This window comes from Bradyrhizobium sp. CCGUVB23 (assembly GCF_024199885.1).
Taxonomy (GTDB): Bacteria; Pseudomonadota; Alphaproteobacteria; order Rhizobiales; family Xanthobacteraceae; genus Bradyrhizobium.
On record NZ_JANADQ010000001.1, the window covers coordinates 6,560,522 to 6,586,631 of the forward strand.

Here is a 26,110-nt window from a genome sequence, read left to right on the forward strand (position 1 = left end):
CTTTGATATGCAGGCGTCATGACGTCTCCGAGCATTCATCGCGTCAAGACGCTTGATCTATCGGTAGGATCGGAGGCGTGGCCGTTCGAGCAAGAGCGGCGCGCCGAGATCGTGGCGCATTTCGCCGAGAAGCAGCGCGAACGGCCAAAGCTGTGGAACGGCCGCGTGCTGATCGGCCGCGATCCCGTTCTCTCCGAAGATCGTTTCGCAGCGAGCTACTTCGAGACCGACTTCGCCAGCTTTCTCGCTTGGCGCGACTGGGGTTTCCCCGACAAGGCTGTGTTCAACGGCTTTGGCATGGGCGCGCTGCGCGCCTCGGACGGAGCCTTCGTGCTGGGCGTAATGGGCGAGCATACGGCGAATGCGGGACGCATCTATTTTCCGTCGGGCACGCCGGACCTCGATGACGTCAAGGACGGCGCGCTCGACATTCCCGGCAGCGTAGAGCGCGAGATCGAGGAGGAGACAGGGCTCACAGCCGCCGACTATCAGGCGGAAGCGCATTGGCATTGCGTGGTGTCGGGACCTGCGATCGCGCTTATCCGGGTGCTAGACATGAAGCTGCCGGGTGAAGCGGTTCGCGCCCGGATCGAGGCCAACCTTGCGGCGCAAGAGCATCCGGAGCTTGCCGGCATTCACCTGGTCCGCGGGGTCAGTGATCTGACGCCGACCATGCCGCGGTTCGTCACGGCCTTCATCGAGCAGCAGTTCGCCGCGCGCTGACGCGTTAAGCCCGCGACGCTATTCGGCTTGACATCGCATCTCCCAGCCCATGTGATGGGCGAAAAAGTAAAAGCAAGAAGACTGCAACGCACAATCGTCCAGGGAGGTTTTGATGCGCATGCGCATGGCTGCCCGCTTGGTACGTCACTTGGTACATCACCTAGTACATCGCCTTGTACCTGGGCTGATGGTCGCGATCGCGGCGTCGGGTCTGGTGGCATCTGCCCAGGCTCAGGAGAAGAAGATCAAGATCGGCGTGATTTTTGACCTGACCGGCCCGCTCGCCGGCGGCGGCTCCGAGCTCGAATATATTGGCGCCAAGATCATCCTCGACCAGTTCGCAAAGACCGGCGTCGAGGGCTACAAGGTCGAGGCCGTCTACGCCGACGCCCAGAGCAAGCCCGACGTCGCCATCAACGAATCCGTCCGCCTGCTCGAGCAGGAGAAGGTCGACATGGTGCTCGGCTTCTTCTCCTCGGCGCAATGCGTGCCGGTCGCGGCCCGCGTCGAACAGTTGAAGAAGTTCATGTGGATGACGACCTGCATCTCGTCCGCCGTATTCTCCGACAAGAACTACAAATACGTGTTTCGCCCGCAGGCGAGCGGCGACCAGTTCGGCATGATGACGATGGACTTCATCGCGCAGAACGCGAAGGAGAAGCTCGGCAAGGAGCCGAAGGACCTGCGCGTCGCCATCATCCACGAGGACGGCACCTACGGCGTCGACGTCGCCAAGGGCAACGAGGCCGGCGCCAGGAAGGCCGGCTTCAACGTCGTGCTGAAGGAGGGATATTCGGCGACCGCGCCCGACCTTTCCGCGCTGGTCACGAAGCTCAAGCGCGCCAAGCCCGACGTGATTTTCCACACCGGTTATAATCCCGATATCACGCTCCTGCTTCGCCAGGCGCGCGAGCAGGGCCTGAAGTTCGGCGCGCTGATGGGTCATGGTGCGGGCTACGGCGTCTATGAGAAGCTGAAGGAGGGCATGGGCGCTGACGCCAACTACATCTTCAACACCGATCCGATCTCGATCTGGCTCGCCAACCAGAAGACCATGGATCCGAAGCTCGCGCCCGTGATCAAGATGGTCGGCGAGGAGTTCGACAAGATCAAGCCGGGCGTTGCCATCCGTTCCGCCCATGTCGGGATCGGCGCTTCCAACACCTACGTCTTCATGGCGGACGTTCTGCCGCGCGCGATCAAGAAGTATGGCGGCATCGATCCGGACGCGCTGCGCCAGGCAGCGCTCGATACCGACATCCCCGAAGGCGGCACCATGCTCGGCTTCGGCGTCAAGTTCTATGGCGAGGGAACGCCGATGGCAGGCCAGAACGAGCGATCGTTCCCTGTCGTGATCCAATATCTCGACGACAAATCCTATGTGGTGTGGCCGAAGAGCCAGATGCAGCGCGAGGCCGTGCTGCCGCTGCCGAAGGGCACCACCTACAGCAACCAGTAGCGCGGCGGAGGGATGCGGTGCTGGAAGTTCGCGGGCTGGTGAAACGTTTTGGCGGCTTCACGGCCGTCAACAACGTATCCTTCAGGGTCGATCAGGGGGAGATCCTCGGCCTGATCGGCCCCAATGGCTCGGGTAAGAGCACCATCTTCAACATGCTCTCGGGCACGCTCAACCCGACCGCCGGCTCGATCGTGTTCGCAGGTAGCGAGATCGCGGGGCTCGCCCCGCATAGGATCATCAATCGCGGCATCGGCCGCACCTTCCAGATCCCGCGGCCGTTTCGCCGCCTGACGATATTCGAGAACGTCGCGCTCGCCGGCTACTACGGGCAAGGCCGCCACAGCCGCGCCAAGGCAGAGGAGGCCGCCGAGCGCGCGCTCGCCATGGTCGGCCTGCCGACCGATCGGCATGCCGGTGTCGACGGCTTGGGTGCCGCAGGGCTCAAGAAGCTCGAGCTGGCAAAGGCGCTCGCCACGGGACCAAAGCTGCTGCTGGCCGATGAAAGCCTCGGTGGCCTTGATGAAGCCGAGATGGACCAGGCCGCCGACATGCTGCGAAAGATCCGCGACGATCTCGGCATCACCATCATCTGGGTCGAGCACATCATGGGCGTCCTGATGCGCGTGGTCGATCGCGTGATGGTGCTCGATCACGGCGAGAAAATCTCGGAGGGGCTGCCGAGCGCAGTCGCCAGCGACGTGCGGGTCATCGAGGTCTATCTCGGCACCGACGCCGAGACCACACAAGCCGCGGCTGCCGAAGCGCGGCGCCGCGCCGGAGGTTAGCAACCATGCTGGAGCTTCGATCCGTCGACGCCGGCTATGGCAGCTTCCAAGCGCTGTTCGACGTCCATCTCGAGGTCAAGCCCGGCGAGGCGGTCGGCGTGATCGGCCCGAACGGTGCTGGCAAGACCACCTTGATGCGGGTGATCTCGGGCCTGATCCGTCCCGTGCGAGGATCGATCCGGATGGAGGGCGTGGACGTCGTGACGACGCCGGCGCACCGCATCGTCGGTCTCGGCATCGCGCATGTGCCGGAGAACCGGCGGCTGTTCCCGCAACTGTCGGTCGATGACAATCTCAAGATGGGCGCCTTCATGAAGGAGGCACGCCACAAATATGCCGAGCGTCTGGAGATCGTCTTCGACCTGTTCCCGCGCCTGAAGGAGCGCCGCCACCAGATGGCCGGTACCATGTCGGGTGGCGAGCAGCAGATGTGTGCGATCGGCCGCGCGCTGATGTCCGATCCAAAGCTCCTGCTGCTCGATGAGCCCTCCGCAGGGCTCGCCCCGGTGGTCGTGCAGCAGGTGTTCGAGCTCGTGAAGCGGATTCGTGCGAGCGGGCTGACGGTTCTGATCGTCGAGCAGAATGTGCAGCAGGTGCTGCGCGTGGTCGATCGCGCCTATCTGATCGAGGCCGGGTCGATCCGCGCGTCCGGCAGTTCGGCCGAGATGCTGGCGAGCGATACGGTCAAGGAAGCTTATCTCGGGGTGTGAGGGGCGGGCAGGCGCATGCAGGCGTTTCTAGACATCTTCGACATCTACCTGCTGGAGGCTGTCATCAACGGCATCCTGCTCGGCGGCGTGCTGGCGCTGCTTGCGCTCGGCCTGAACCTGATCTTCGGCGTCATCGACGTCACCTGGATCTGCTACGCCGAGCTCGTGATGATCGGCATGTACGCCATGTACTTCATGGTCCAGTATTACGGCATCAGCTATTTCATCGCCGCGCCCTTCACCATCCTGCTGGTCGCGTTGCTCGGTGCGGCGCTGCATTATCTCGTCATCGCGCCGCTCCTGACCGCGCCGCCCATCAACCAGTTGCTCGCAACCGGCGGCGTGCTGTTCGTGCTCCAGAGCTTCGCCACTGTCGCTTTCGGCATCGACTTCCGCAATCTCGGCATCCGATTGCCGGTGCTCGCGCTCGGCGACATGAATTTCAGCTATGCCCGGCTGTTGTCCTTCATTGCGGCGCTGGTCGGCATGGTCGCCGTCTATCTCTTCATGACGCGTACCTTCACCGGTACGGCGATCCGCGCCATCTCGCAGGACCGCCAGATCATGGCGCTGATGGGCGTCGATACGAAGAGGATGTATATCATCACCTCGGCACTTGGCGGCGCGCTCGCCGGCCTCGCCGCCTGCCTCCTGGTGTTGCAATACGACGTGCATCCATTCGTCGGCCTGTCGTTTGGGCCGATCACCTTCCTGATCTGCGTGCTCGGCGGCCTCGGCAATTTCATCGGCGGCTTCATCGCCGCCTTCGTCTTTGCCGAGATCATCTCGCTCGGCGGCCTGTTCTCCGATCTCGAATGGGGCTACGTGCTGGCGTTCGCCTTTTTCATCGTCATGATGTTCATCCGGCCCGCCGGCCTGCTCTCGAGGCGCCGATGACGAGACAGGCGCAGCTTGTTGCATGGGCGGTCGGGCTTGCAGCGCTCGTTGCGCTGCCATTTGTCTATCGGGATCCCTATCACCTGCACATATTGGTGCTGATCCTGATCTGGTCGTTCGCCTACACATCCTGGTCGATGATGGGGCGGTTCGGCCTGGTCTCGCTCGGCCATGGCGGCTTCATGGGGATCGGCGCCTATGTCACGGCGCTGTTGTGGAACCATCTGGGCTTGTCGCCCTGGATCGGCATTCCCATCAGCATGATCGCGGCCGGTGCGCTGGCGCTTGTGGTCGGCTATCCCTGTTTCCGCTTCCGGATCACCGGGCACTACTTCGTTCTGGTCACCCTGGCGCTGTCAGGCATCGTGCTCCAGATCATTACCGCCACGCGCGACTGGACCGGCGGCTCGCTCGGCTATACGCCCAACCGGGCGGCGGGCAACAAGCTTTGGGCGCTCCAGTTCGATGACAAGACGACCTGGTATCTGGTCGCGCTTGCGGTCTGGTTCGCCGGGCTCGTGGTCTGGCACTGGGTCGATCGCAGCATGAGCCGCTTCGCGCTGGAGGCGATCTCGGAGGACGAGGACGCTGCGGCCGCCGCCGGCGTCGACGTCACCGCGGAGAAGCTGAAGATCACGCTGATCAGCGCGCTGATGACGGCGCTGGCCGGCGCGATCTACTGCCAGTACCAGATGTTCATCACGCCCGACACGGTGAGCGGCATCGCCGTGTCGCTCCAGATGGTCTTTGCGGCCATCGTCGGCGGCCTGTTCGTTTCACTGGGCCCGACCGTCGGCGCCATCATCACCATCCTGCTCGCCGAATCCCTGCGCATCGGATTTGGAACCAAGGCCGTCGGATGGGACAACCTCGTCTACGGCGTCCTGCTCGTCCTCTTCATCATATTCCTCCCCAGGGGCATTCTTGGTAGCCTGCTCGAACGATTGAAGCCGCAACGCAAACCGTCTCCGAGTTCATGAACAAGAAACCCTCCAAAACGCTCGCCGCAGAGCTCGCCAGGTTCATCACGCCGTACCGTTTCGACGGTTCGGGGAAATTTCACCTGAAGGACCACAAGACGAACGAAAGGGGCGGTCTCGACAAGGACGAGGCGCAAAAGATCCTCGAGGTCAACAAGAAGAATCTCGCCGATTTCCAGGAGAAGCTCTACGCGCAGGACCGCTGGTCGGTCCTGATCATCATCCAGGGTATGGATGCGGCCGGCAAGGACAGTGCGATCAAGGCGCTGTTCGAAGGCATCAACCCGCAGGGCTGCGAGGTCCATGCGTTCAAGGCGCCGACCAGCCACGAGCTCGATCATGATTTTCTCTGGCGCCATGTCGTTGCGCTGCCGGCGCGCGGTCTTATCGGGATATTCAACCGCTCCCATTACGAGGAATGCCTGGTGACGCGCGTGCATCCGGAAATCCTCGCCAAGGAGAAGCTGCCGCCCGGGCTCGTCACCAAGAACATCTGGCGCGAACGGTTCGAGGACATTTCCGCCTTCGAGCGCTACCTCGTCCGCAACGGCACCGTCGTGCTGAAATTCTTCCTCAACCTGTCCAGGGAGGAGCAGCGCCAACGCTTTCTCGACCGGTTGGAGGACCGCTCCAAGCAGTGGAAGTTCTCGATGGATGACATCAAGGAGCGTGCGCTGTGGCCGCGCTACCAGGCGGTGTATCAGGACATCGTCCGGCACACCGCGACGACCCATGCACCCTGGTATGTCGTGCCCGCCGATCACAAATGGTTCGCGCGTGTCGTCATCGGATCCGTCATCGTCGCCGCACTCGAGCGGCTCGACCTGCAATTTCCGCGCGCCGACAGGGCTTCGCTGCGCGAGTTCAAGGCGGTGCAGCAGGCCCTGGAGGGTGAAGCGAAGGGAGGGAGGAAGCGCGCAAGGTGAGGGGCAACGGCAGCAAGAACGTGAAGAACGTCAACTTCGCGCTACAGGGTGGCGGAGCGCATGGCGCGTTCGTGTGGGGCGTGCTCGACCTCGTGCTGGAGGACGGGAGGCTAGCGATCGAGGCGATTAGTGCGACCAGCGCCGGTGCGATGAATGCGGTGGCGATGGCTTCGGGCATGGCGCTCGGCGGTGCCGAAGCGGCGCGCGAGAACTTGCATCAGTTCTGGTACGAGGTTTCGCGCATGGACATGGTGTACGACCTGTTCTCGCCGCTCAACCAGTGGATCCAGGCCCTGAAGCTGCCGCCGGAGTATCATCCGGTGCACTCCTTCATCCACACACTGACCCACACGGTGGCGCCGAACGTTCTCAATCCCTTCCACTTCAACCCGCTGCGCGCGCTGTTGCAACGGGTCGTCGATTTCGACCGGCTGAATTCCTCGCCGGACGCGCCCCAGCTCTTCCTCAATGCCACCAATATCCGCACCGGCAAGATCAAGGTGTTCCAGACGCCGCTCTTGAGTGCGGACGCCGTGCTCGCCTCGGCCTGCCTGCCGCCCTATTTCCAGGCCGTCGAGATCGACGGCGAGCATTATTGGGACGGCGGCTATCTCGGCAACCCTGCGATCTTTCCGCTGATCTATCGCAAGGGCAGCCACGACGTCATCATCGTCCAGGTGACTGCGATCCGGCGTGACGAGTTGCCGGCGAGCGCGGCCGACGTGCTCCACCGTATCAACGAGATCAGCTTCAACTCATCGTTGATGCGCGAGATGCGCGCGATCGCCTTCGCGACGAAACTGATCGACAATGGCGAGCTCGACAAGGAGACCCACAGCCGCATGTACATGCACTGGATCGGCAACGATCAGTTGATGTCGCAGCTCGGCACTGCGACGCAATTCCACCCGGAATGGAGCCTGTTGTGCCGGTTGCGCGATGAGGGCCGCGAGGCGGCGCGAAGCTGGCTCGACAAGCACTTTGGGCAGATCGGCAATGCCTCGACGGTCGATCTGACCGAGATGTTTCTCTGAGGTCGGGTTGTCCTGTTCGAGCTGCCTCTTGCGATCCCGACGCCTTGCGGGGCGGCAGAAAGAGATGCACCCAGGTTGGCAATCATCGCGAGACTTAGGCTCGCTTGATTGAGAGCACTTCAAAGGTCTTGGTGATTGTTGCGACCGCGTTGTCATATTTGGCGAGCGCCACACAGCAAACGAGCGCGTCAACTATCGCCAGCTGAGCGATGCGGCTCGTCATAGCTTCCGTCCGGAAGCTGGTTTCCTTGGCCATCGTGTGTAGCATGATGTCGCAGTAGCGCTGAATGGGCGACTTGCCGAAGTTCGAAATGCAGATCGTCGTCGCGCCGGCCTCCTTCGCAAGCCGTGTCGCCGCAATCGTCTCATGCGTGCTGCCGGAATGCGAAATCGTAAGGACCGCGACGTGCGGCCCGGTCAGCGAGGCGCTGATCGCCTGAACGTGTGAATCCAGGACGACCTTCGATTCGATTCCGATCCGGAGCAGGCGATAGTTCGCATCCTCAGCCACGGGCGCGGCGCTGCCGATTCCGTAGACCTCGACGCGATCGGCCTGGTGGATGGCCTTCACGGCAGCAGCCATCTTTGCGGAATCGACGACCTTGCGCGTGTCCTGCAGGGCCTGCAGGTTGGACTGGAAGATCTTCTCGACGACAGTCGCGACGTCGTCGTTCCGCTTCAGATCCTCGTGGATGAACTGAACCGGTTGCACAAGATCGCGCGCGAGCGCGATCTTGAGCTGCTGGAACCCGCGCGCACCGAGTTGCTGGCAGAACGCGACGACGCTGCCTTCGCTCGCCCCAGCGCGTTCGGCGACCTCCGTCACGGACATGTGCACGACTTCCGCAGGATGGGCGCTGATGAAGTCCGCGATCCGGCTCGCCGTTGGCGGCAGGTCGGCCTTGGTCGCTGCGATCCGTTCGAGCATGCCGCTCGGAGAAAGAGTCGGCGAATGCTCGGGCTTGCCGGCTGGGTCCGCCTGTTTCATGCGTGGTTTTTGCACGCCGCGCTTCTTCGTCGTTGAGGGCATTGTCAATCACCTGATAGGACGAGACGCTGCATCGTCTCGACATTAAGATAGCGGATTCCGAGCCGGCCGGCGCCTGCTCCATCGGTGTGCGGGTTGTCACCGATCATCACGGCCTCGGATGGACTGACGCCGAGTCGCGTCAACGCTCGTTCGAACAGCGCAGGCTCGGGTTTGCCGATGATGCGATATGAGACGGCGCCGGCACAAGACAGGACCGCCGCAAGCAGTGCGCCGGTTTCCGGTACGACCGATCCGGCCCTGCCGGGATGCGTGGTATCCGGGTTCGTCACGATCAGTTGGGCGCCGTCCCGTACCAGGTTTGCCGCGAATGACAACTTGTCATAGTTGAAGGCGCGATCGCGCGCGATCACGACGATGTCCGGCTCGAGCATTGTCATGTTCAGACCCAGGCCTCGGCCATATTCGCGGAGGGCAGGGCTGCCGAGCAGCATCACGCGCGAAGCGCGCCGCTCTTGCGCGATGATGTCGAGCGTGCAGGCACCGGCGAGCACGATCCGGCCGGGGTCAATTGGAAGGCCGATCTGGAGCAGCAGCCGGGCAAGCTCGGCGGGCGTGTGCTCCGCGTCGTTGGAAACCAGGGCGAATTGTCCGCCGAAGGCGTCCAGCATGCGCCGCGCACCTGGCAAAGGTTTGTTGTCGCTGATCAGTGTCCCGTCGAGATCGACGAGATAGCCCCGTGCTCTCCATCCCTGCTTCACCTTCCGCCTCTCCGCCCTTGAATTGAATGTTGTTCAGTCTATAAGCAAACTAGGACTGAGACAAATTCATCAAACTATTATCCGACGGTGCCAATGATCGGCAACATGGAGGCGGGGCATGGCCCGGATTTCGGTCGAGAACATCGGCAAGGCGTTCCGTCAGACGGAGTCTTGAAGGATGTGTCGCTCGACATCGCCGACGGTGAGTGCCTGACGTTGGTCGGCTCGAATCCTGTGAGACGGACCTTGAGCGAACAACGGGTGGCTTCGGATGAAGTCCTGATCGCGCGGATCGCGCAAGGCGACCGGCGCGCCATGCAGGTGCTGTACGGACGGCACCATGTCAGGGTATTCAGCTTCGGGCTTCGGCTCGTCCGCGACGAACAGGTTGCGGAAGATCTCATCAGCGAGGTCTTTCTCGACGTCTGGCGTCGGGCTGGCAAGTTTGAAGGCCGATCTGCTGTCTCAACCTGGCTGCTGGCGATTACGCGTTTCAAGGCCCTCTCGGCGCTACGGCGCAGGAGGGACCTTACGTTGGAAGACGAGGCTGCCCACGCGATCGAGGACACGTCCGACGACCCGGAAGTGGCCACGACGAAGAAGGATACCGGCGAAGCGTTGCGCAAGTGCCTGGGCGGGCTTTCGCCGGAGCACCGGGAGATTGTCGATCTCGTCTACTACCACGAGAAAGCCCTGGAAGAGGTGGCCGAAACCGTCGGGATTCCGGAGAACACCGTGAAAACGCGCTTGTTCTACGCGCGGAAAAAACTGGCCGAGTTGCTGAAGGCCGCCGGCGTTGAACGAGGTTGGCGATGAGGGGATCGAGCAAAAAGGTGCTGGAAGAAGACGGAAGACGCCAATGAAGTCGAGCTACTGCTTCCAGGGTACGCCGGGGCCTGCTGAACGTGCGCGCTGGGTCGAGGAGGGGCTGACTCGCGATCTCGCTCGCCGGCGAATATGCCGTTATCCGCGAGGAACATGCCGACACCATCGCTTGGGTCGGCGCTTGCGATTTGGTGATCAGACGATGAGCAAGGGCGATCTCACCAACCTGATCAACAGAGTTTCAAGCGAGAAGATCGTCAATCTCGCCGTGAGCATAGCCTCTGGTTTTCCACTCTAGTCTCGCCGTCAATGAGCCGAACGACTTTAAGAGGCTTGTCGCGGCAAAGGTTTGCGACCGCTGATCAGCGTCCCGTCCAGATCGACGAGATAGCTCCGTGTCCGCACTCCTGATCCACGTTCCACCTTTCCGCCTCGGGTTATTGACTGAGCTTTATTCAGTTCATAACTAAACAATTACTGAGACAAATTCATGAAACTGTCATCCGACGGTGCCAATGATGCGGCGGCATGGAGGCGGCAGATGGCACGGATTTCGGTCGAGAACATAAGCAAGGCGTTCCGTCAGGCGGACGTCTTGAACGACGTGTCGCTCGACATCGCCCATGGTGAATTCCTGACGCTGGTCGGTCCGTCCGGTTGCGGCAAGACCACGTTGTTGCGCATCATCGCCGGTTTCGAAGACCAGGACAGCGGCAGCATTCGGATCGCTGACCGCTGCGTCGACGCCTTGCGGCCGAAGCAGCGCGACCTGGCGATGGTGTTTCAGTCCTATGCGCTGTACCCGCACATGACGGTTGCGAAGAACGTCGCGCTTCCGTTGACCATGCGCCGCATGAATGTCTTGCAGCGGCTGCCGCTGATCGGTCGCATAATGCCCGGGGCAGGCGAGGCTCGGCGAGCGATCGCCGCCGACGTGTGCGCCGTCACGTCGGCGCTTGGCATTGACCATTTGCACGATCGCAGGCCATCGCAGCTTTCCGGCGGCCAGCGTCAGCGCGTCGCACTCGCGCGTGCCATGGTGCGCCAGCCGCTTGCCTTCCTGATGGACGAGCCGCTGTCCAATCTCGATGCAAAGATGCGCCTGCAAGCGCGTGCGGAGATCGCCGAACTGCATCATCGCCTCGGGGCGACGTTCATCTACGTGACCCACGATCAGGCTGAAGCGATGACCATGTCCGATCGTGTCGCCGTGATGATGGGCGGCCGCCTGCTCCAGGTTGCTCCGCCGCAACAGGTCTATGACGATCCGGCGACGATCGAGATCGCCCGCTTCATCGGGACACCGGAGATCAACGTCATTCCAGCGACGGTGCGCGCCGATGGTTGCGTCGAAGTACTGGGCCGCTCCTGGCCGATATCGGCGCGGGTCGATGCCGGCGCGCCGGTTTCACTCGCGATCCGTCCCGAAGCGTGGACGCTCGAAGACGAGAATGCTCGCGGAGCCGAGCTGACCGGCACGGTGCGGCATTTCGAGCCGCTGGGTTCGGAAACGCTCGTCTATGTGGGGGTCGAGAACCTCGCGTCCGCCGTCGTGATGCGCGCTGATCCCGTGGATGCGGCTAGGCTCGCGGTCGGGCGCCGCGTTCGCATTTGGGCGGATCCATCGCGTGTCCTCCTGTTCGACGCGACGGGCCGGCGCGTTCGGGCAACGGCGAGCAACGCCGTGCCGCGTCTTGCCGAGGTGCGTCATGGCTGAGGCGGGGACGTTGAAGGCACCGAGCGCTTCGGCTCATGCTGGAACGGCGCGCCCCGCAGGCCTGGCGGCAGAGATGCTGGCCGGATGGATACTCGCATCGCCTGCGGTGATGCTGATGTGGCTGCTGCTGCTGGGGCCAGCCGTAGCAGTCGTCGTTCTCTCCTTCACCGATTGGACGTTCGGTGCGCCGACGATCGCCTGGGTCGGTCCTGGCAATTACGCCGAGATGCTCGCGGACCCGTCGTTCTGGGTCTCGCTGAAGAATACGCTGCTCTACGTCTCGTTCTCCGTGCCGCTTTCGGTACTGCTTGGATTGCTGGTGGCGCTGCTGATCGAGGCGGGGACGTCGTTGCGCGGGTTTTACCGCGCAGTCTATTTCCTGCCGGTCACCGCGACGCTGCTGGCGATGGCCTTCGTATTCCAGTTCGCGTTCCATCCGACGATCGGCGTCGTCAATCAGCTCTTCGCGGTCCTTGGGTTGCCGACGCTCGACTGGCTGAAGACGCCGTCTACGGCGCTCTACGCGCTCGGCGTCATCGGAATCTGGCAAGCTGTCGGCCTTAATATGGTGCTGTTCCTTGCCGGCCTGAAAGCCATCCCGCGCGACCTTTACGAGGCTGCTGCGCTCGACGGTGTCGACGGCGCCTGGGAGCGTTTTCGGCTGGTCACCTGGCCGCTGCTCGGCCCGGCCGCCGTGTTCGTCGTGACGATCACATCGATCCGGTCATTCCAGGTCTTCGACACTATCGCGGTCCTTACGCAAGGCGGCCCCAACAAGTCCACCAGCGTGCTGCTCTTCCAGATGTACCAGGAGGGCTTCTCCTTCCTGCGCTCAGGCTACGCGGCCGCGCTCACCTGCGTGTTCCTGGGGATCGTGCTGCTGCTGACGCTGGTGCAGACCACTCTTCTCGACAAGCGCGCCCACTACGGATGACGCGGATGAAGGGTAGAACGAATCTCGCAGGTCTTGGCTTCGGACTTTTCCGGCATCTCGTGCTCGGGGCTGGCGCGATCCTGATGCTCGCACCTTTCATCCTGATGGTGTCGATCAGCCTGAAGACACAAGGGGAGATCTATGCACCGCATTTCCATCTGCTGCCGGATGGCTGGAAGGGGCTGTCGAACTATGCGGCGGCCTTCACCAGGCAGCCGCTCGGGCGCTACCTGCTCAACGGCCTCTTCGTCGGCGTCTGCATCTTTGTAGCTCAGGTTGCCCTTGCGCTGCCTTGCGCCTACGCGCTGGCGAAGCTCCGGTGGCACGGTCGCGAGACGACCTTCGTCCTCGTACTGGCCGGTCTCCTCGTCCCGCCCCAGGTCACCGCGATCCCAATCTACGTCATGCTGTGGAAGTTCGGCATATTGGACAGCTATCTTGCGCTGATCCTGCCGCCCTCGATCTCGGTCTTCGGCATCTTCCTGATGCGGCAGTTCTTTCGCACCGTGCCCGACGATCTCCTCGATGCGGCGCGGCTCGACGGTCTCTCCGAATTCGCCATCGTCTGGCGCATCATGGTGCCGACTGCGATCCCAGCGCTGGTGTCGTTCGGAATCCTCTCGCTGGTGTGGCACTGGAACGACTTCTTCTGGCCATTGATCGTCGTCCAGTCCGAGCAGCTGGCACCTCCGCCGCTCGGTATTCTCTTCTTCGCCAATGCCGAGGCCGGCACCAACTACGGCTACCTCATGGCCGCAGCGGTCGTGGTCAACGCTCCGCTCGCAGTCGCCTTCCTGTTCGCCCAGCGATGGTTCATCGACAGCATGACCATGTCCGCGGTGAAGTGAAGGCGAAGGACCGATCAAGCTCCAGAGACAGGAAATAAACATGAAGCGCTCCCGACGACAGTTCCTCTCTAACGCCGCCGCGGTTGCCGGCACCGTCGCCATGCCGTCCTTTCTCCGCGCTCAATCCGGTGTGACCGAAATCAGCGTCGCCTACTCAATACCGGTGCTGTTCAAGGATTTGATGGAATCCCTGGCGAAGGAATTCCAGGCCAAGAATCCATCGGTCAAGGTGACGCTGCGTGCGCCGGAGAACGGCTATGAGGAGATCATGCAGCGGACCCTGCGTGACGCCGTGACCAACTCGCTGCCTGATGTCGCATTCCAGGGCCTCAACCGCCAGCGCACCCTCGACGAGCGCGGCATTCCTGTCGACCTCGCGCCGTTTCTGGCGGCCGACCCCGAGACCAGGGATCTCGGGTTCTCGCCGACGCTGCTGTCGCTCGGCCAGGTCGGCGGCAAGCAGACCGGCATCGGCTTTGCCCTGTCGACGCCGATCCTTTACTACAATGCCGATCTGGTGAGGGCGGCCGGCGGCGACCCCGACAAACTGCCGACGAGCTGGGACGAGGTCATCAAGCTCGCCGCGGCGATGCATGCCCCCGCCAAGACCATCACCGGTATCTTCTACGACTGGACCATCACAGGCAATTGGGGCTGGCAGGCGTTGGTGCTGTCGCACGGCGGCGCCTTCCTTGACGACAGCGAAACCAAGGTGCGCTTCACCGAGGCTGCGGGGCGCCAAGGCGTCCGCGTGCTGCGTAGCCTGGTCGACGACGGCAAGATGCCCGATGTGAAGCCCGAGGTCATGTTCCAGGACATGTTCTCCGGTCGCATGGGCATTTCCATGCAATCAACGGCGCAGCTTGCGCGCTACAATCGCGAGATCGGTGGGCGCTTTCGTCTGGCCTGTGGCCGTTATCCCTTGTCTGCACCGAATGCTCGCCTGCCGGCCGGCGGCAACGTCGCGATGATGTTCACAAAGGATTCCGCCAAGCAGAAGGCGGCATGGGAGTTCATCAAATTTGCGACCGGTCCGATCGGCGCAACCATGATGGTGAACGCGACCGGATATATGCCGGCAACTTCGATTCCTGCCCAGCGGGACGATCTGCTCGCGAAATTCTATCGCGACAATCCAAACCACATGATCTCGATCCGCCAGCAGGACGTGATCACCGGGTGGTATGCGTTCCCGGGCCCGAACGCGCTGCGGGTCACCGATACGATCAATGATCACCTGCAGACCATCGTGGCGAAGCGGGGCGACGCTGACCCAACGCTCGACGACATGGGGAAAACTGTGCAGGCCTTGCTGCCTCGGAAGCAGGGCTGACGGTTGTCCGCGAGAGATCGATCATGACCCGCACACGCCTTGCCATCATTTCCGATATTCACCACGGCCGGGACACCCTTAGCAAGAAGGGCTCGGCCGCGCTCCCGTTGCTCGAGCGCTTCATCAGCGATGTCGACAAGGGTGATTTCAGCGCCGTGATCGACCTCGGCGATCGCATTTCCGATGAAAGTTCAGCACGCGACCGCGAGCTTCAGGCCGACGTCGCCCGGTTGTTTCAGGCCGTCCGCATCCCGCGTTACCACGTCAGCGGCAATCACGATCACGCGATGCTTAGCGCGGCTGAGAACGAGGCTATCCTGGGAGCCCCGACGTCGTCTCGCTCCCAGCTTGTCGGCGACGTGCGGATCGTCTTCTGGCAGCCCGATGTGAGCCTGACGCTTGAACGCGGCTTTCATCTCGCTCCAGGCGATCTGCGCGAGCTTTCGGATATTCTCGAGGCCGATGATCGACCGACCTTGCTCGTGAGCCACGTGCCGCTCTCCGGGCATGCCCAGATCGGCAACTACTATTTCGAAAACAATCCGGGGCATTCCACCTACGCCGAGATCGCTGACATCCGGCGGGTCATTGCCGCTGCTCCGTGCCCGATCGTCGCGCTCGCAGGTCATGTCCACTGGAATACGGTGAGCACCGTGGACGCCACGCCGCACATCACGCTGCAATCGTTGACCGAGAGCTTTACGACTGCGGGCGAGCCAGCCGGGACGACCGCCGTCCTGGAGATCGAGGGCGACGTTCTAACGTGGACCGTGGGCGGTCGCGATCCCTTCGCCGTGACGCTGCCGTGGCGCCATGCCAAATCGAAATGGACGGCGCCGCTTCCCGATTTTGCAACGATAGTGAATCAAGTCCGTCGATAACCTCGTTGACGCAAATGCCAGTGGAACCGTTTTATTCCGATCCGCGAACACGCGCGCCGTCACTTCACATTTGCTCGCTGCACCATTGATCCCGCTTGACAGTTTTATGTCGCGGGAGGAGCATGTCACCGGTCGCCCAGCGCGACGCGTAACGTCCATGTCATGAGCAAGGGGAGGTCTATGACACCACCTCCGCAGATCCAGCCGCGTTAAGTGCGATGGAGCTCGTTCGGACTATCGCATAGCGGTAACATCCGCGAACGGCACGCCGGGTCAAGGTTAAGTGGGCCGCATCAGTGAGGCATGGCCCCTTACCGGCCCGGCGCTGTAATTTTGAGCATTCCGGTTTCTGTCGGCGACGATGGCGCAGCCATCGCCCGGCGAAGCGTTAGATGTTCTCCTGCGTTCTGGGCAAATCACCAAGTCATCGATCGTAGTCCGGCTCTCCGTCGCGGAGCCTGGGCACGATTGTGTGGCGAGCGCTCGACATTGCCTCGAAGACGGCGGCCCGGTCGCATACGCGTTGACGTTGTGTGTCATGCGTCGCAGCAAATGCCAAGAGAAAGTCGCCGCGACGGCAAACTTCCGACACAGCACCGGGGCGAATAGCGGTGATCCGACATGGACGTACACAAGGCGGTGCCGGTTCTGACACCGCCTTAGCCATTTCTGGGGACTCATCGTGTCGCAAAGGCTGTCTTCGGCGCTTCTCGCTGCCTGCATCTTCCTCGCGATCTCAACTCTTTCCGGTGCTCGCGCCGAACCGGCGCCGCCGCCTGCGACCGGCAATGCTGCAACGCTCTCCCCGGAGCAGGCCCGCCGCGCACTGGACACGCTGCAGGACGATCAGAAGCGTGCCCGGATGATCGATACGCTGCGCGCAATCGCCAGTGTGTCGGATCAGCCGCAGGGTGCCACACCCGCGCCCGAGCAGAAGGCGCCCGCTTCGCTGTCAGCCGACGGGCTCGGCGCACAGCTTCTGCTGACGGTCTCGGAGGAGATCGGCGAGATCTCGCGTCAGGTCGCCGACATGGCGCGGACACTCACGCATTTTCCGGCGTTCTACTACTGGATCGTGCGGACGGCGAATGACCCCGCCGCCTACAATCTGCTGATCGAGATCGCGTGGAAGCTGGCGCTGGTGTTCGGCTGCGCCTTCTGCGCCGAGTGGCTGATTTTCCGCCTGATCAGGCGTCCGGTCGCATTCCTGGAGGCGCGCGTGCCGCAGGCTCCGCACGTGCCCACGCAAGCGCTCCCCATCATCGAGCCGCCATTGTCCGTGGCTGCCGAGCCTGAGCTGCATCGCCGCCACGCCAGTCTGGCCCGCGCCTGGCAACTCCTGCTCCGTCTGCCTTTCGTGCTCGGCCGCCTCGCGATCGAATTGCTCCCGGTGTTCGTCTTTGTCGGCATTGCCACGACGTTGCTGGGTACCGAGATCGGCGAGCCGGCGACCGTCCGCCTCGTCATTCTCGCCGTCGTCAATGCCTATGCGTTCTCGCGAGGACTGATCTGTCTGGTCCGGGCACTGGCGGGGCCCTTCGGCCTCTTTCCGGTTCGCGCCGAGACCGCGGCCTATATCGAGATCTGGGCGCGGCGCATCGTCGGCGTCGGTGTTTCCGGCATCGCCTTTGCCAATGTGGCGCTGCTGCTCGGCCTGCATCGGGCCGGCTATGCCGCCTTGCTGCGCATGGTCATGCTGATCGTGCATCTCTTCATCGTGGTCATCATCCTGCAATGCCGCCGCCAGGTCGCCGAGGCCATTCGCGCGCCGGCCGGCCGGCAGGGCCTTGCGGCAAGGGTGCGTAATCGCGTTGCCAGCATCTGGCACTATCCTGCGATTGCACTCGATCTGGCGCTGTGGGCGGTCTGGGCGCTCAACATCCAAAACGGCTATTCGCTGCTGCTCCAGTATTTCGTCGGCACCATCGCGGTTGCGCTGATCACGCGCGTCGCCATCATGGTGACGCTGAGCCTGATCGACCGCGGCTTCCGCATCAATCCGGAGATCCTCCAGCGCTTTCCCGGCCTCGAGATCCGCGCCAACCGCTATCTGCCTCTGCTGCGCAAGATCGTCTCGGGTATCATCGCCTTTATCGGCTTTGTGGCCGTGCTGGAGGTCTGGGGCGTTGATGCCATCGTCTGGTTCTATGGTGGCCAGATCGGCAGCAGGCTCGTGTCCGCCGTCGCGACCATCGGCATTGCCGCCGCAATCGCGGCTGCGATATGGGAGGCCAGCAATGCGCTGATGGATCGACAGATCAATGCCCTGTCGCGCGAGGGCCACTACGCCCGCGCGGCGCGTCTGCGCACGTTTCAACCGATGCTGCGGACGGTGTTGCTCTGCCTGATTGCGACCGTCGTCGGTCTCACCGCGCTGAGCGAGATCGGCGTCAATGTCGCGCCGCTTCTGGCGGGGGCCGGCATCGTCGGTATCGCCATCGGCTTCGGCTCGCAAAAGCTGGTGCAGGATCTCATTACCGGCCTGTTTCTCCTCATCGAGAATACGGTGCAGGTCGGCGACACCGTCAGCGTATCCGGGCTGACGGGGGTGGTCGAAAATGTCTCGATCCGCACCATTCGCCTCCGCGCCGGCGACGGCTCGGTGCACATCGTGCCGTTCAGCGCGGTGACCACCATTACCAATTCAAGCCGTGGCGCGGGCAATGCATCGGTCAGTGTCAATGTCGCCTACAAGGCGGATACCGATCGCGCCGGGCAAATCCTCAAGGACATCGTCGATGAAATGCGTCGGGAGCCGGAATTCCGCGCCGCGATCCGCGGCGATCTGGAGCTCTGGGGCATCGACAAGGTGGACGGCTCCATGGTGTCGATCGTCGGCCAGATCCGTTGCACCGACAGCGGCCGCTGGCCGGTTCAACGCGAGTTCAACCGCCGCATGAAGCTGCGCTTCCAGGAAAACGGAATCGAGATTGCTTCCTCCGCCCAGACCATTCTGATGCAGATCGCCGCGCCGGCCGACGCGGCCTCGAACCTGACCTTGCGGCGGGCGACCGGCTGATCTTCTTCCTTGCCTCCTGAACGGCGACGTCGTTCACTTCTCGCCACAAACAAGCCCGCCGGTCAACTGCGGGCGCAAGCGGGAGGCTGGGAAATGATGGGTGGATTGTCGGCCCGATTGCGCGGCTTTGTCACTGTGATTTGCGCACTGATCGGACTCGTTGCGTTCGCCGCACCGGGGACGAGCCAGTCATTCCCGTCGCGGCCGATCACGCTGGTGGTGCCGTTTGCGGCGGGCGGACCGACCGACACGCTGGCGCGGATTCTTGCCGAGCGGATGGCGGCCGATCTTCGCGCAACGATCGTGGTGGAGAATGTGGTCGGCGCGTCCGGCAGCATCGCAGGCGCGCGCGTCGCGCGGGCAACCCCCGACGGTACCACGATCACCATCGGTCATTGGGGCACGCACGTGCTGAACGGCGCGATCTACAAGCTCAGTTACGACGTGCTTGCCGATTTCGAACCGATCGCGCTGGTTGCCAGCGGGCCTCAGCTCATCGTCGGCAGGAAGACCCTGGAGGCCGGTAGTCTCAAGGAGCTGATCGCCTGGCTGAAGGACAATCCGAACAAGGCGTCAGCCGGGACGGCCGGCGCTGGCTCCGGCGCGCACGTCGCCGGCGTGTTCTTCAAGACGAGGACCGGTACGGAATTCCAGTTCGTGCCCTATCGGGGCGCGGGTCCGGCCATGATCGACCTCGTAGCCGGGCAGATCGACCTGATGTTCGATCAGGCGTCGAATTCGTTGCCGCAGATCAAGAACGGAACGATCAAGGCGTTTGCAGTGACCTCGCCGACGCGACTTGCCGCCGCGCCTGATATTCCGACGGTCGACGAAGCGGGCCTCCCTGGCCTCTACATTTCCTACTGGCACGGATTATGGGCGCCGAAGAACACGCCCAGGGACGTCCTCGAGCGGCTCAACGCGGCAATCGTGGCCGCGCTCGCCGATCCAAAGGTCCGTCAGCGCTTTGCGGAGCTCGGTCAGGAGATCCCGCCACGCGAGCAGCAGGCTCCGGCCGCACTCGCAGCGTTCCAGAGCGCCGAGATCGACAAGTGGTGGCGTATCGTGAAGATCGCCGACATAAAGGCGGAATAGGGCGCGGCATTAACTTTTTGGCTGGCCTGATGCAGCCTGCGTCATTCTTCATCACACGTGCATCGCTGCGGTGCGAGATCACAATCGGGTCTTGACCTGCAATGTCCTTGATCTCAATCAAGGGGTGGCGGACAATGTTTGTTCTGACAAAAGAAACTCTCGGGGGAATTCGTGAATAGACCTGACCGGGTCACCGCCCACTCAACGCCTTCCAGCTCAACGCCTTCCAGCTCGACGCGTGGCATGACGCTGCTCCGCGATCCCTTGCTCAACAAGGGCACCGCTTTCACCGAACAGGAACGTGCCGCACTCGGCCTGCGTGGCCTTTTGCCGCCTTGCGTGCTGACGATGCAGGACCAGGCGGAGCGCGTCCTGATCAATTTGCGCAATCTGCCGAGTGACCTCGAGAAGTATGTTGCGTTGAACGCGTTGCATGATCGCAACGAGGCGCTGTTCTTTCGCGTCGTCTGCGACAATATCGACGAGATCCAGCCGCTGATCTACACGCCGACGGTCGGGCTCGCCTGCCAGAAATACGGCCTGATCTTCCAGCGTCCGCGCGGCATGTTCATCTCTTCGCGCGATCGCGGCCAGATCGCCGAGATTTTGAAGAACTGGCCTTATCCCGCCAAGTTGATCGTGGTGACCGACGGCGAACGGATTCTCGGCCTCGGCGATCTCGGTGCCAACGGCATGGGCATCCCGGTCGGCAAGCTCTCGCTCTATTCGGCCTGTGCCGGCGTGCATCCGGAGCAGTGCCTGCCGATCGTGCTCGACGTCGGCACCAACAATGAGGAGCTGCTGCGCGATCCCTATTATCTCGGTTTGCGCGAACGGCGCCTGACGGGCGAAGCCTATGACAGTTTCGTCGACGAGTTCATGCAGGCTGCGCGCAAGACGTTTCCGGGCGTGCTGATCCAGTTCGAGGATTTTGCCAACCACGCCGCGTTCAAGCTGTTGCACAAATACCGGGACGAGGCTTGCGTCTTCAACGACGACATCCAGGGCACGGCGGCGGTGGCGCTTGCCGGCCTGTTCTCGGCGCTGCGCGTCAGCGGCGGCAAGCTCAGGGACCAGCGCATCCTGTTCCTCGGCGCGGGCGAGGCCGCGACCGGCATCGCCGATCTCGTGGTCTCGGCGATGATGGCGGAGGGCGCTTCCGAAGCCGAAGCGCTGATGCGCAACTGGCTGGTGGATTCTCGCGGCCTTGTCGTCAGGGGGCGGGCCGGCCTGTCCGGTCACAAGCTGCGCTACGCCCACGACCATGGGCAGATCGCCGACTTCCTCGCCGCGATCGAAACGCTGAAGCCGACCGCGATCATTGGCGTCGCGGCGGTCGGGGGCGCGTTCACGCCGGACGTGCTCAAGGCGATCGCGAAGCTCAACGCGCATCCGATCGTGTTCGCGCTCTCCAATCCGACCTCGAAGGCGGAGTGCTCGGCCGAGGACGCCTATCGCTACACCGAGGGCCGCGCGCTGTTCGCCTGCGGCAGTCCCTATGACCCGGTGACGCTCAACGGCAGGACGTTCGTCCCGCGCCAGGGCAACAACTCCTACATCTTCCCGGGCGTCGGGCTCGGCGTGATCGCCAGCCGGTCGCGCCTCGTGACTGACGAGATGTTCATGGCCGCCGCGCATTCGCTCGCTGACTGCGTCGGCAAGGATGATCTCGATCAGGGCAGCCTCTACCCGGCGTTGCCACGCATCCGCGAGGTCTCCGCCAAGATCGCCGCGGCGGTTGCGCAGGTCGCCTATCAACGCGGCCTTGCGGACGGGCCCGCGCCCAATGACGTGATGGGCCTCGTCCGGTCGCAGATGTACGAGCCGCATTACTGACGGCTTCGCCCGCCCGCGCGGGCGGATCGGTCAGCACCCCGGCACTATCTGAGGTGGAAACGCCGTTGCGCGGCGCGGCCGTATATGCGACGATCCGTAGCGTTACAAGAAACTTCTAGCCGCAAGGTCAGATACCATGGACGATCGTTTGCCCGAACTGGGCGACCTCGAGCGCGAGGTCATGCAATTGGTTTGGGCTCATGGGCCGGTGACGGCCGAGGTCGTGCGTGAACGGTTGCCGCGCCGTCTCAAGGAGTCGACCGTCCGCACTGTCCTGCGCCGGCTGGAAGAAAAGGGCTACGCGCGGCACACTGTGGACGGACGCACCTATGTCTACCAGGCGGTCGAGCCCCGCGCACGCGTCGCCGCCAAGGCGGTCCAGCGCATCGTCGACTGGTTCTGCAACGGTTCGATCGAGGAGGTGCTGGTCGGCATGGTCGATAATGCGATGCTCGATCAGCAGCAGTTGCGCACGCTGGCTGACCAGGTGGCCAAAGCGAAAAAGGTGAGGGGAGTGAAGAAAGAATGATCGCAACTCTGGCAGAGGCGGCGCTGCGCTCCTTTGTACTGGGAGGCGTCGTCTGGTTTGGTCTTTATCTCTTTCGCGTGCGCAATCCGCACGTGCGCATGACTGCGTGGGTCGTCGTGCTGCTTGCCTCGCTCGCGATGCCGTTCGTGATGCATTGGCCGACGCTCACCATCACGCGCCTGCCGTTGCCGGTGGCAGCGCCGGACGATGTCTGGCCGGCTGAGGTACTGATCGGGGAGTCCTTGTCGCCCGTGTTGCCCGCCGACCACGGCGCAGCCCTGGCTTCGCCAGTGAAAATCCCCGCGCCGATCAACTGGTGGGGCATCGCCACGATCGTCTATGCCGGCATCGCTGGCGTCCTGCTGCTGCGGCTCCTCGTCGGCCTCTGGCTGACCTTTCGTCTGGCGCGGGCTGCGAAGCCGATGGGCGGCCCCCGGGTTGTCAATGCCGAGGTGCGCGTCAGCCGCGACGTCGGCGGTCCCGTCACTTTCGGATCGATCATTCTCGTGCCGCCGCAGTTTCTTGACTGGGATGCGCAAAAGCGGCTCGCCGTGCTCGCCCATGAGGGCGCGCATGTCGCCAATCGCGACTTCTACGTCCTGCTGCTCGCCTCACTTAACCGCGCCGTGTTCTGGTTCAGCCCATTCTCGTGGTGGCAGCTCGCGCATCTGGCGGAGCTTGCCGAGATCATCAGCGACGTTCAGGCGATCGAGGCGATCGACGACAGGCTGTCCTACGCGGAGATCCTGCTCGACGTCGCAACTTCCGTGAAGCCGCGTCCGATGGAGCTGGCGATGGCCCGGGCATCGACGGTGCGCGCCCGCGTCGAGCGCATCATTGCAGCGGCGGCGATGCCCGCTGCGGTCGGCTGGCGCAAGCGCGTCTGGATCGCGGCCATGATCGTGCCGGCCGTGATCGTCTCGACCGGCATGATCGCCTATCGCACGCCGGAGGCGAGCCCGGCCGTGGAGGAGGCCGGCGAGACGGGCAGCGGGCAGCACTATCGCGCGTTCGTCAATTTCTACGCGCTTGGCCCGACGTCGGTGTTAGCCATCTTCCGCGACGGCGATGAATTGTTCGGGCAGTGGGCCGGGCAGCGCAAGCTGCGACTGACGGTGCAGGATGGCATGGCGTCCTATGTCGCCTCGTTCGGCAACATCGCGTTTCCGGTCGATGCGGAGCGCCGGTCCTCGGAGCTGATGATGCGGGTGAACGGTCGCGACGTCCGAGCCACCCGCCTCGCCGAGATGCCGGCTCCGGCCGTCGATCCTGCCTCGCTCGACCAGTATGTCGGCTGGTACAAGGTCGCCTTCAACCGCGTGCTGACCGTCAAGCGCGATGGCAATCGGCTGCTGGCGCACGAAACCGGCCGGCCCGCCTTTGCCCTGATGGCCGAAGGCGCCGACGCGTTCTCGATCAGGGGCGACGATCTCGTGGTCTTCCTGCGCGACGATCAGGCCCAGGTGGCGCGGGTCCTCCTGCACAGCGCGGCGTCGGGCCCGCGCCTGGCGGGACGCATCGATGCGGCCGTCGCAGGCAGCATCGAGGCCGACTTCCTGCGGCGGATCGCGGAAGTTCCGGAGCGGTTTAGGGACCAGGTCCCGGCGCCGGGCAGCAAGGAGATGATCCTCCGCGGCATCGAAGATTTGCGTCGCGGTACGCCGAACTACGACGCCATGAGCGCGCCGCTGGCCGCCAAGATCCATCGGCAGGCCGGTGAATTACACGCGACGTTCCTGGCGCTGGGCGCAGTGGAATCGATCTTCTTCCGCGGCGTCGGCCCCGGCGGATACGACATCTATGGCGCGAAGTTCGAAAACGGCACGGCTGAGTTTCGCCTGCTGATCGACCCGGACGGCAAAACTGGCGACGTGACCTTCCGTCCCGACGGCAACGACGAACTCGGCGGCATCGTCGCCTGTTCGGAACAAGCCGCCGTTCGCGGCCAGGCCGGCGGCTCGCCGATCAGGATCATGTTCTACAACGACACCGGTGACGACATTCAGGTCTTCAACCTGGATACGGACGGCAATCGGCGAATGCAGACAACCATCGGCAGCAGCATGACGTCGTCCTTCCTCACCACAGTCAAAAGTCCGTGGGTGATTGCCGACCGGTCGGGACAATGTCGCGAGATCCTGCTGCCGGGACGGCAGACGCGCTTCTACAACGTCGACGCGCCGCATCCCGGTGCGCGGCTGGGGCGCGCGACCCGGCGGAGCATGCCGATCGCCAACGGCGAGGAGATGCTGCGGCAGTACATCGAGGGAGTCGGCAAGGGCCGTCCGGACTATGACCACATGACCACGGAGGTTGCCGAGCTGACGCGTCAGCAGCTTCCGTTCGACCAGGCGATCCTGACGCGGCTCGGTGCGCTGCGCGCGATGTCGTTCCGCGGCGTCACCGCGCTCGACAGCGACATCTACATCGCCCAGTTCGCCAACGGCTCGGCGGAATGGCGGATCGGGGTCAAGAACGGCACCATCACGAAAATCGCGCTGGGGCCAAATTTCTAGGAACGCACGCAAGCGAGCTGCGCGGCTGCAAAAGGCGCAACGAGAACATCAAATGAGACGGCGCCAATTTGTTTCACTTCTCGGTGGAGCTGCGCTGGTGCCGATCACCACGTTGCCGGTGTATCCGGACCCGCCCGACGACTCCGGTATTCCGGCCGCGCGAGACGACGGCTGGCCCGTCGCGGCCGTCAATGAGGACAAGCTTGTCGACAGCGCTGCACTGCGCAGGATGGCCGATCGCCTCGCGGCCCCCGGCACGGCCAATGTGCACGGCATTCTGGTCGCACGCAGTGGCCGGCTGGTGTTCGAGCGGTACTTCAAGGGCACCGACGAAATCAACAACCGCCAGGTGGAAAACGTCACCTTCGATGCCGATACACTGCACAACGTGAAATCGGTTTCAAAGAGTGTCGCGTCGCTCGCCGTCGGGATCGCAATCGATCGCGGGATCATCGGCGGCGTCAATGAACCCATCTTCAGTTTCTTTCCCGAGTTGGCCGATTTGCGTTCCCCCGAGAAGGAAGGCATCCGGCTGTCGCACCTGCTCACCATGTCTTTGGGTCTGAAGTGGGTGGAAGCGATTCCGAGCAACGAGGACGACAACGACGAGGTGCGCATGCATACGGCGCCAGATCCTTGTCGCTACGTCCTCAGTCTTCCGGTGACGGCTCTGCCAGGACGGGAATTCTTCTACAACACCGGCGCGCTTACGCTCCTGTCGGCCATCAGGCGCAAGTCCACTGGACGCCCCCTCGACGAGTTTGCGCGTGAGGCTTTGTTCGAGCCGATGGGCATCACCCGCCTCGCGTGGGCCCGGGTCAAGGGGATAGCGATGCCGGAGGGGGATTGCGCTTGCGGCCACGCGATATGGCAAAAATCGGCCAGCTCGTCCTCGCGGGCGGCCGGTGGAACGGTCGCCAGATAGTTTCGAAGGCATGGATCGACGCCTCGATGACACCGCAGCTGAAAGCCACGGGCCCCTTTTTCTACGGCTATCTCTGGTGACTGGGTCGCACCCAGATCAATGGGCGCGAGGTCCACTGGGTTGGTGCGCTCGGTCGAGGCGGGCAGTCGATCCGCATCGTCCCGGAGCTCGATCTCGTCGTCGTGGTGACCGCGGGTTACTACCAGGACTACAGCCCGCAAGCGTTTCAATTGCAGTACGGCGTTTTCAGGGATGTCTTGCGGGCGATTTCGCCTACGGGCTGAACGCCTTGATTTGCGGCACGAGGCTGATGAGCACCCGTCGCGGACCGCTCAATCGGAGCTTGCAGCCGACAAGCGCAAGTGCTACGATTTGTAGCATTACAACGT

General features: G+C 63.2%; 21 protein-coding genes and 1 pseudogene. 20 read left to right on the top strand and 2 right to left on the bottom strand.

The window, feature by feature from the left end:
• The first annotated feature begins 18 nt into the window (after positions 1-18).
• From NLN62_RS30345 to NLN62_RS30380, 8 genes and pseudogenes are all read left to right on the top strand, one after another.
• Positions 19-723, top strand: coding sequence for a hypothetical protein (locus tag NLN62_RS30345; RefSeq protein ID WP_027524450.1), 705 nt, complete (start codon positions 19-21; stop codon positions 721-723).
• Between the two features lie 112 nt (positions 724-835).
• Entirely contained in the window at positions 836-2,182 is a 1,347-nt protein-coding gene (locus tag NLN62_RS30350) for an ABC transporter substrate-binding protein (RefSeq protein WP_254111268.1), read from the top strand.
• Positions 2,183-2,199: 17 nt separating this feature from the next.
• Entirely contained in the window at positions 2,200-2,967 is a 768-nt protein-coding gene (locus NLN62_RS30355; RefSeq protein ID WP_027524452.1) for an ABC transporter ATP-binding protein, read from the top strand.
• A gap of 5 nt (positions 2,968-2,972) precedes the next feature.
• Complete coding sequence (locus tag NLN62_RS30360) at positions 2,973-3,677, top strand: ABC transporter ATP-binding protein (protein ID WP_254111269.1); 705 nt, start codon at positions 2,973-2,975, stop codon at positions 3,675-3,677.
• Positions 3,678-3,692: 15 nt separating this feature from the next.
• Positions 3,693-4,574, top strand: coding sequence for a branched-chain amino acid ABC transporter permease (locus NLN62_RS30365; protein ID WP_254103815.1), 882 nt, complete (start codon positions 3,693-3,695; stop codon positions 4,572-4,574).
• Positions 4,571-5,579 (top strand): annotated as a pseudogene (locus NLN62_RS30370) (branched-chain amino acid ABC transporter permease); the annotation flags it as partial. The gene NLN62_RS30365 and the pseudogene NLN62_RS30370, both read left to right, overlap by 4 nt.
• Entirely contained in the window at positions 5,551-6,480 is a 930-nt protein-coding gene (locus NLN62_RS30375) for a polyphosphate kinase 2 family protein (protein WP_254111271.1), read from the top strand. The pseudogene NLN62_RS30370 and the gene NLN62_RS30375, both read left to right, overlap by 29 nt.
• A complete protein-coding gene (locus NLN62_RS30380; protein ID WP_254111272.1) occupies positions 6,477-7,514 on the top strand; it encodes a patatin-like phospholipase family protein in 1,038 nt (345 codons plus the stop codon). The genes NLN62_RS30375 and NLN62_RS30380 overlap by 4 nt, the downstream gene beginning before the upstream one ends.
• A 94-nt stretch (positions 7,515-7,608) precedes the next feature.
• On the opposite strand, the gene NLN62_RS30385 is transcribed toward NLN62_RS30380, so the two are convergent.
• Positions 7,609-8,544 (bottom strand): MurR/RpiR family transcriptional regulator, encoded by a 936-nt coding sequence (locus tag NLN62_RS30385; protein WP_254111273.1) that lies wholly within the window; start codon positions 8,542-8,544, stop codon positions 7,609-7,611.
• Between the two features lie 2 nt (positions 8,545-8,546).
• Positions 8,547-9,263, bottom strand: a complete 717-nt coding sequence (locus tag NLN62_RS30390; RefSeq protein ID WP_051389841.1) for an HAD-IIA family hydrolase — start codon at positions 9,261-9,263, stop codon at positions 8,547-8,549.
• A gap of 246 nt (positions 9,264-9,509) precedes the next feature.
• Between NLN62_RS30390 and NLN62_RS30395 the strand changes: the two genes are divergently transcribed.
• The 12 genes from NLN62_RS30395 (at position 9,510) to NLN62_RS30450 (ending at position 25,721) form a co-directional block, all read left to right on the top strand.
• Positions 9,510-10,079, top strand: a complete 570-nt coding sequence (locus NLN62_RS30395) for a sigma-70 family RNA polymerase sigma factor (protein ID WP_254113752.1) — start codon at positions 9,510-9,512, stop codon at positions 10,077-10,079.
• A 550-nt stretch (positions 10,080-10,629) separates the two neighbouring features.
• Positions 10,630-11,805: an ABC transporter ATP-binding protein gene (locus tag NLN62_RS30400; protein WP_254111274.1), complete on the top strand. Its 1,176-nt coding sequence runs from the start codon at positions 10,630-10,632 to the stop codon at positions 11,803-11,805.
• Positions 11,798-12,739: a carbohydrate ABC transporter permease gene (locus NLN62_RS30405; RefSeq protein WP_254111275.1), complete on the top strand. Its 942-nt coding sequence runs from the start codon at positions 11,798-11,800 to the stop codon at positions 12,737-12,739. Before NLN62_RS30400 ends, NLN62_RS30405 begins: the two co-directional genes overlap by 8 nt.
• A gap of 5 nt (positions 12,740-12,744) precedes the next feature.
• Positions 12,745-13,587, top strand: coding sequence for a carbohydrate ABC transporter permease (locus NLN62_RS30410; protein WP_254111276.1), 843 nt, complete (start codon positions 12,745-12,747; stop codon positions 13,585-13,587).
• Between the two features lie 40 nt (positions 13,588-13,627).
• Positions 13,628-14,920 (top strand): extracellular solute-binding protein, encoded by a 1,293-nt coding sequence (locus NLN62_RS30415; RefSeq protein WP_254111277.1) that lies wholly within the window; start codon positions 13,628-13,630, stop codon positions 14,918-14,920.
• A gap of 23 nt (positions 14,921-14,943) precedes the next feature.
• The gene (locus NLN62_RS30420) at positions 14,944-15,801 is read left to right on the top strand and encodes a metallophosphoesterase (protein ID WP_254111278.1); all 858 of its coding nucleotides are present in this window, start codon (positions 14,944-14,946) and stop codon (positions 15,799-15,801) included.
• A 682-nt stretch (positions 15,802-16,483) separates the two neighbouring features.
• Positions 16,484-18,820: a mechanosensitive ion channel domain-containing protein gene (locus NLN62_RS30425; RefSeq protein ID WP_254111279.1), complete on the top strand. Its 2,337-nt coding sequence runs from the start codon at positions 16,484-16,486 to the stop codon at positions 18,818-18,820.
• A 96-nt stretch (positions 18,821-18,916) separates the two neighbouring features.
• On the top strand, positions 18,917-19,915 hold the full coding sequence (locus NLN62_RS30430) for a tripartite tricarboxylate transporter substrate-binding protein (protein WP_254113754.1): 999 nt from the start codon (positions 18,917-18,919) through the stop codon (positions 19,913-19,915).
• A gap of 171 nt (positions 19,916-20,086) precedes the next feature.
• Positions 20,087-21,751 (top strand): NAD-dependent malic enzyme, encoded by a 1,665-nt coding sequence (locus tag NLN62_RS30435; RefSeq protein WP_256575983.1) that lies wholly within the window; start codon positions 20,087-20,089, stop codon positions 21,749-21,751.
• 136 nt (positions 21,752-21,887) lie between these two features.
• A complete protein-coding gene (locus tag NLN62_RS30440; protein WP_027524466.1) occupies positions 21,888-22,280 on the top strand; it encodes a BlaI/MecI/CopY family transcriptional regulator in 393 nt (130 codons plus the stop codon).
• Positions 22,277-24,796 carry a M56 family metallopeptidase gene (locus tag NLN62_RS30445; protein ID WP_254111281.1) on the top strand — a complete coding sequence of 840 codons (2,520 nt, stop codon included), beginning with the start codon at positions 22,277-22,279 and terminating at the stop codon, positions 24,794-24,796. Before NLN62_RS30440 ends, NLN62_RS30445 begins: the two co-directional genes overlap by 4 nt.
• 97 nt (positions 24,797-24,893) lie before the next feature.
• A complete protein-coding gene (locus tag NLN62_RS30450; RefSeq protein ID WP_254111282.1) occupies positions 24,894-25,721 on the top strand; it encodes a serine hydrolase in 828 nt (275 codons plus the stop codon).
• Positions 25,722-26,110 lie beyond the last annotated feature (389 nt).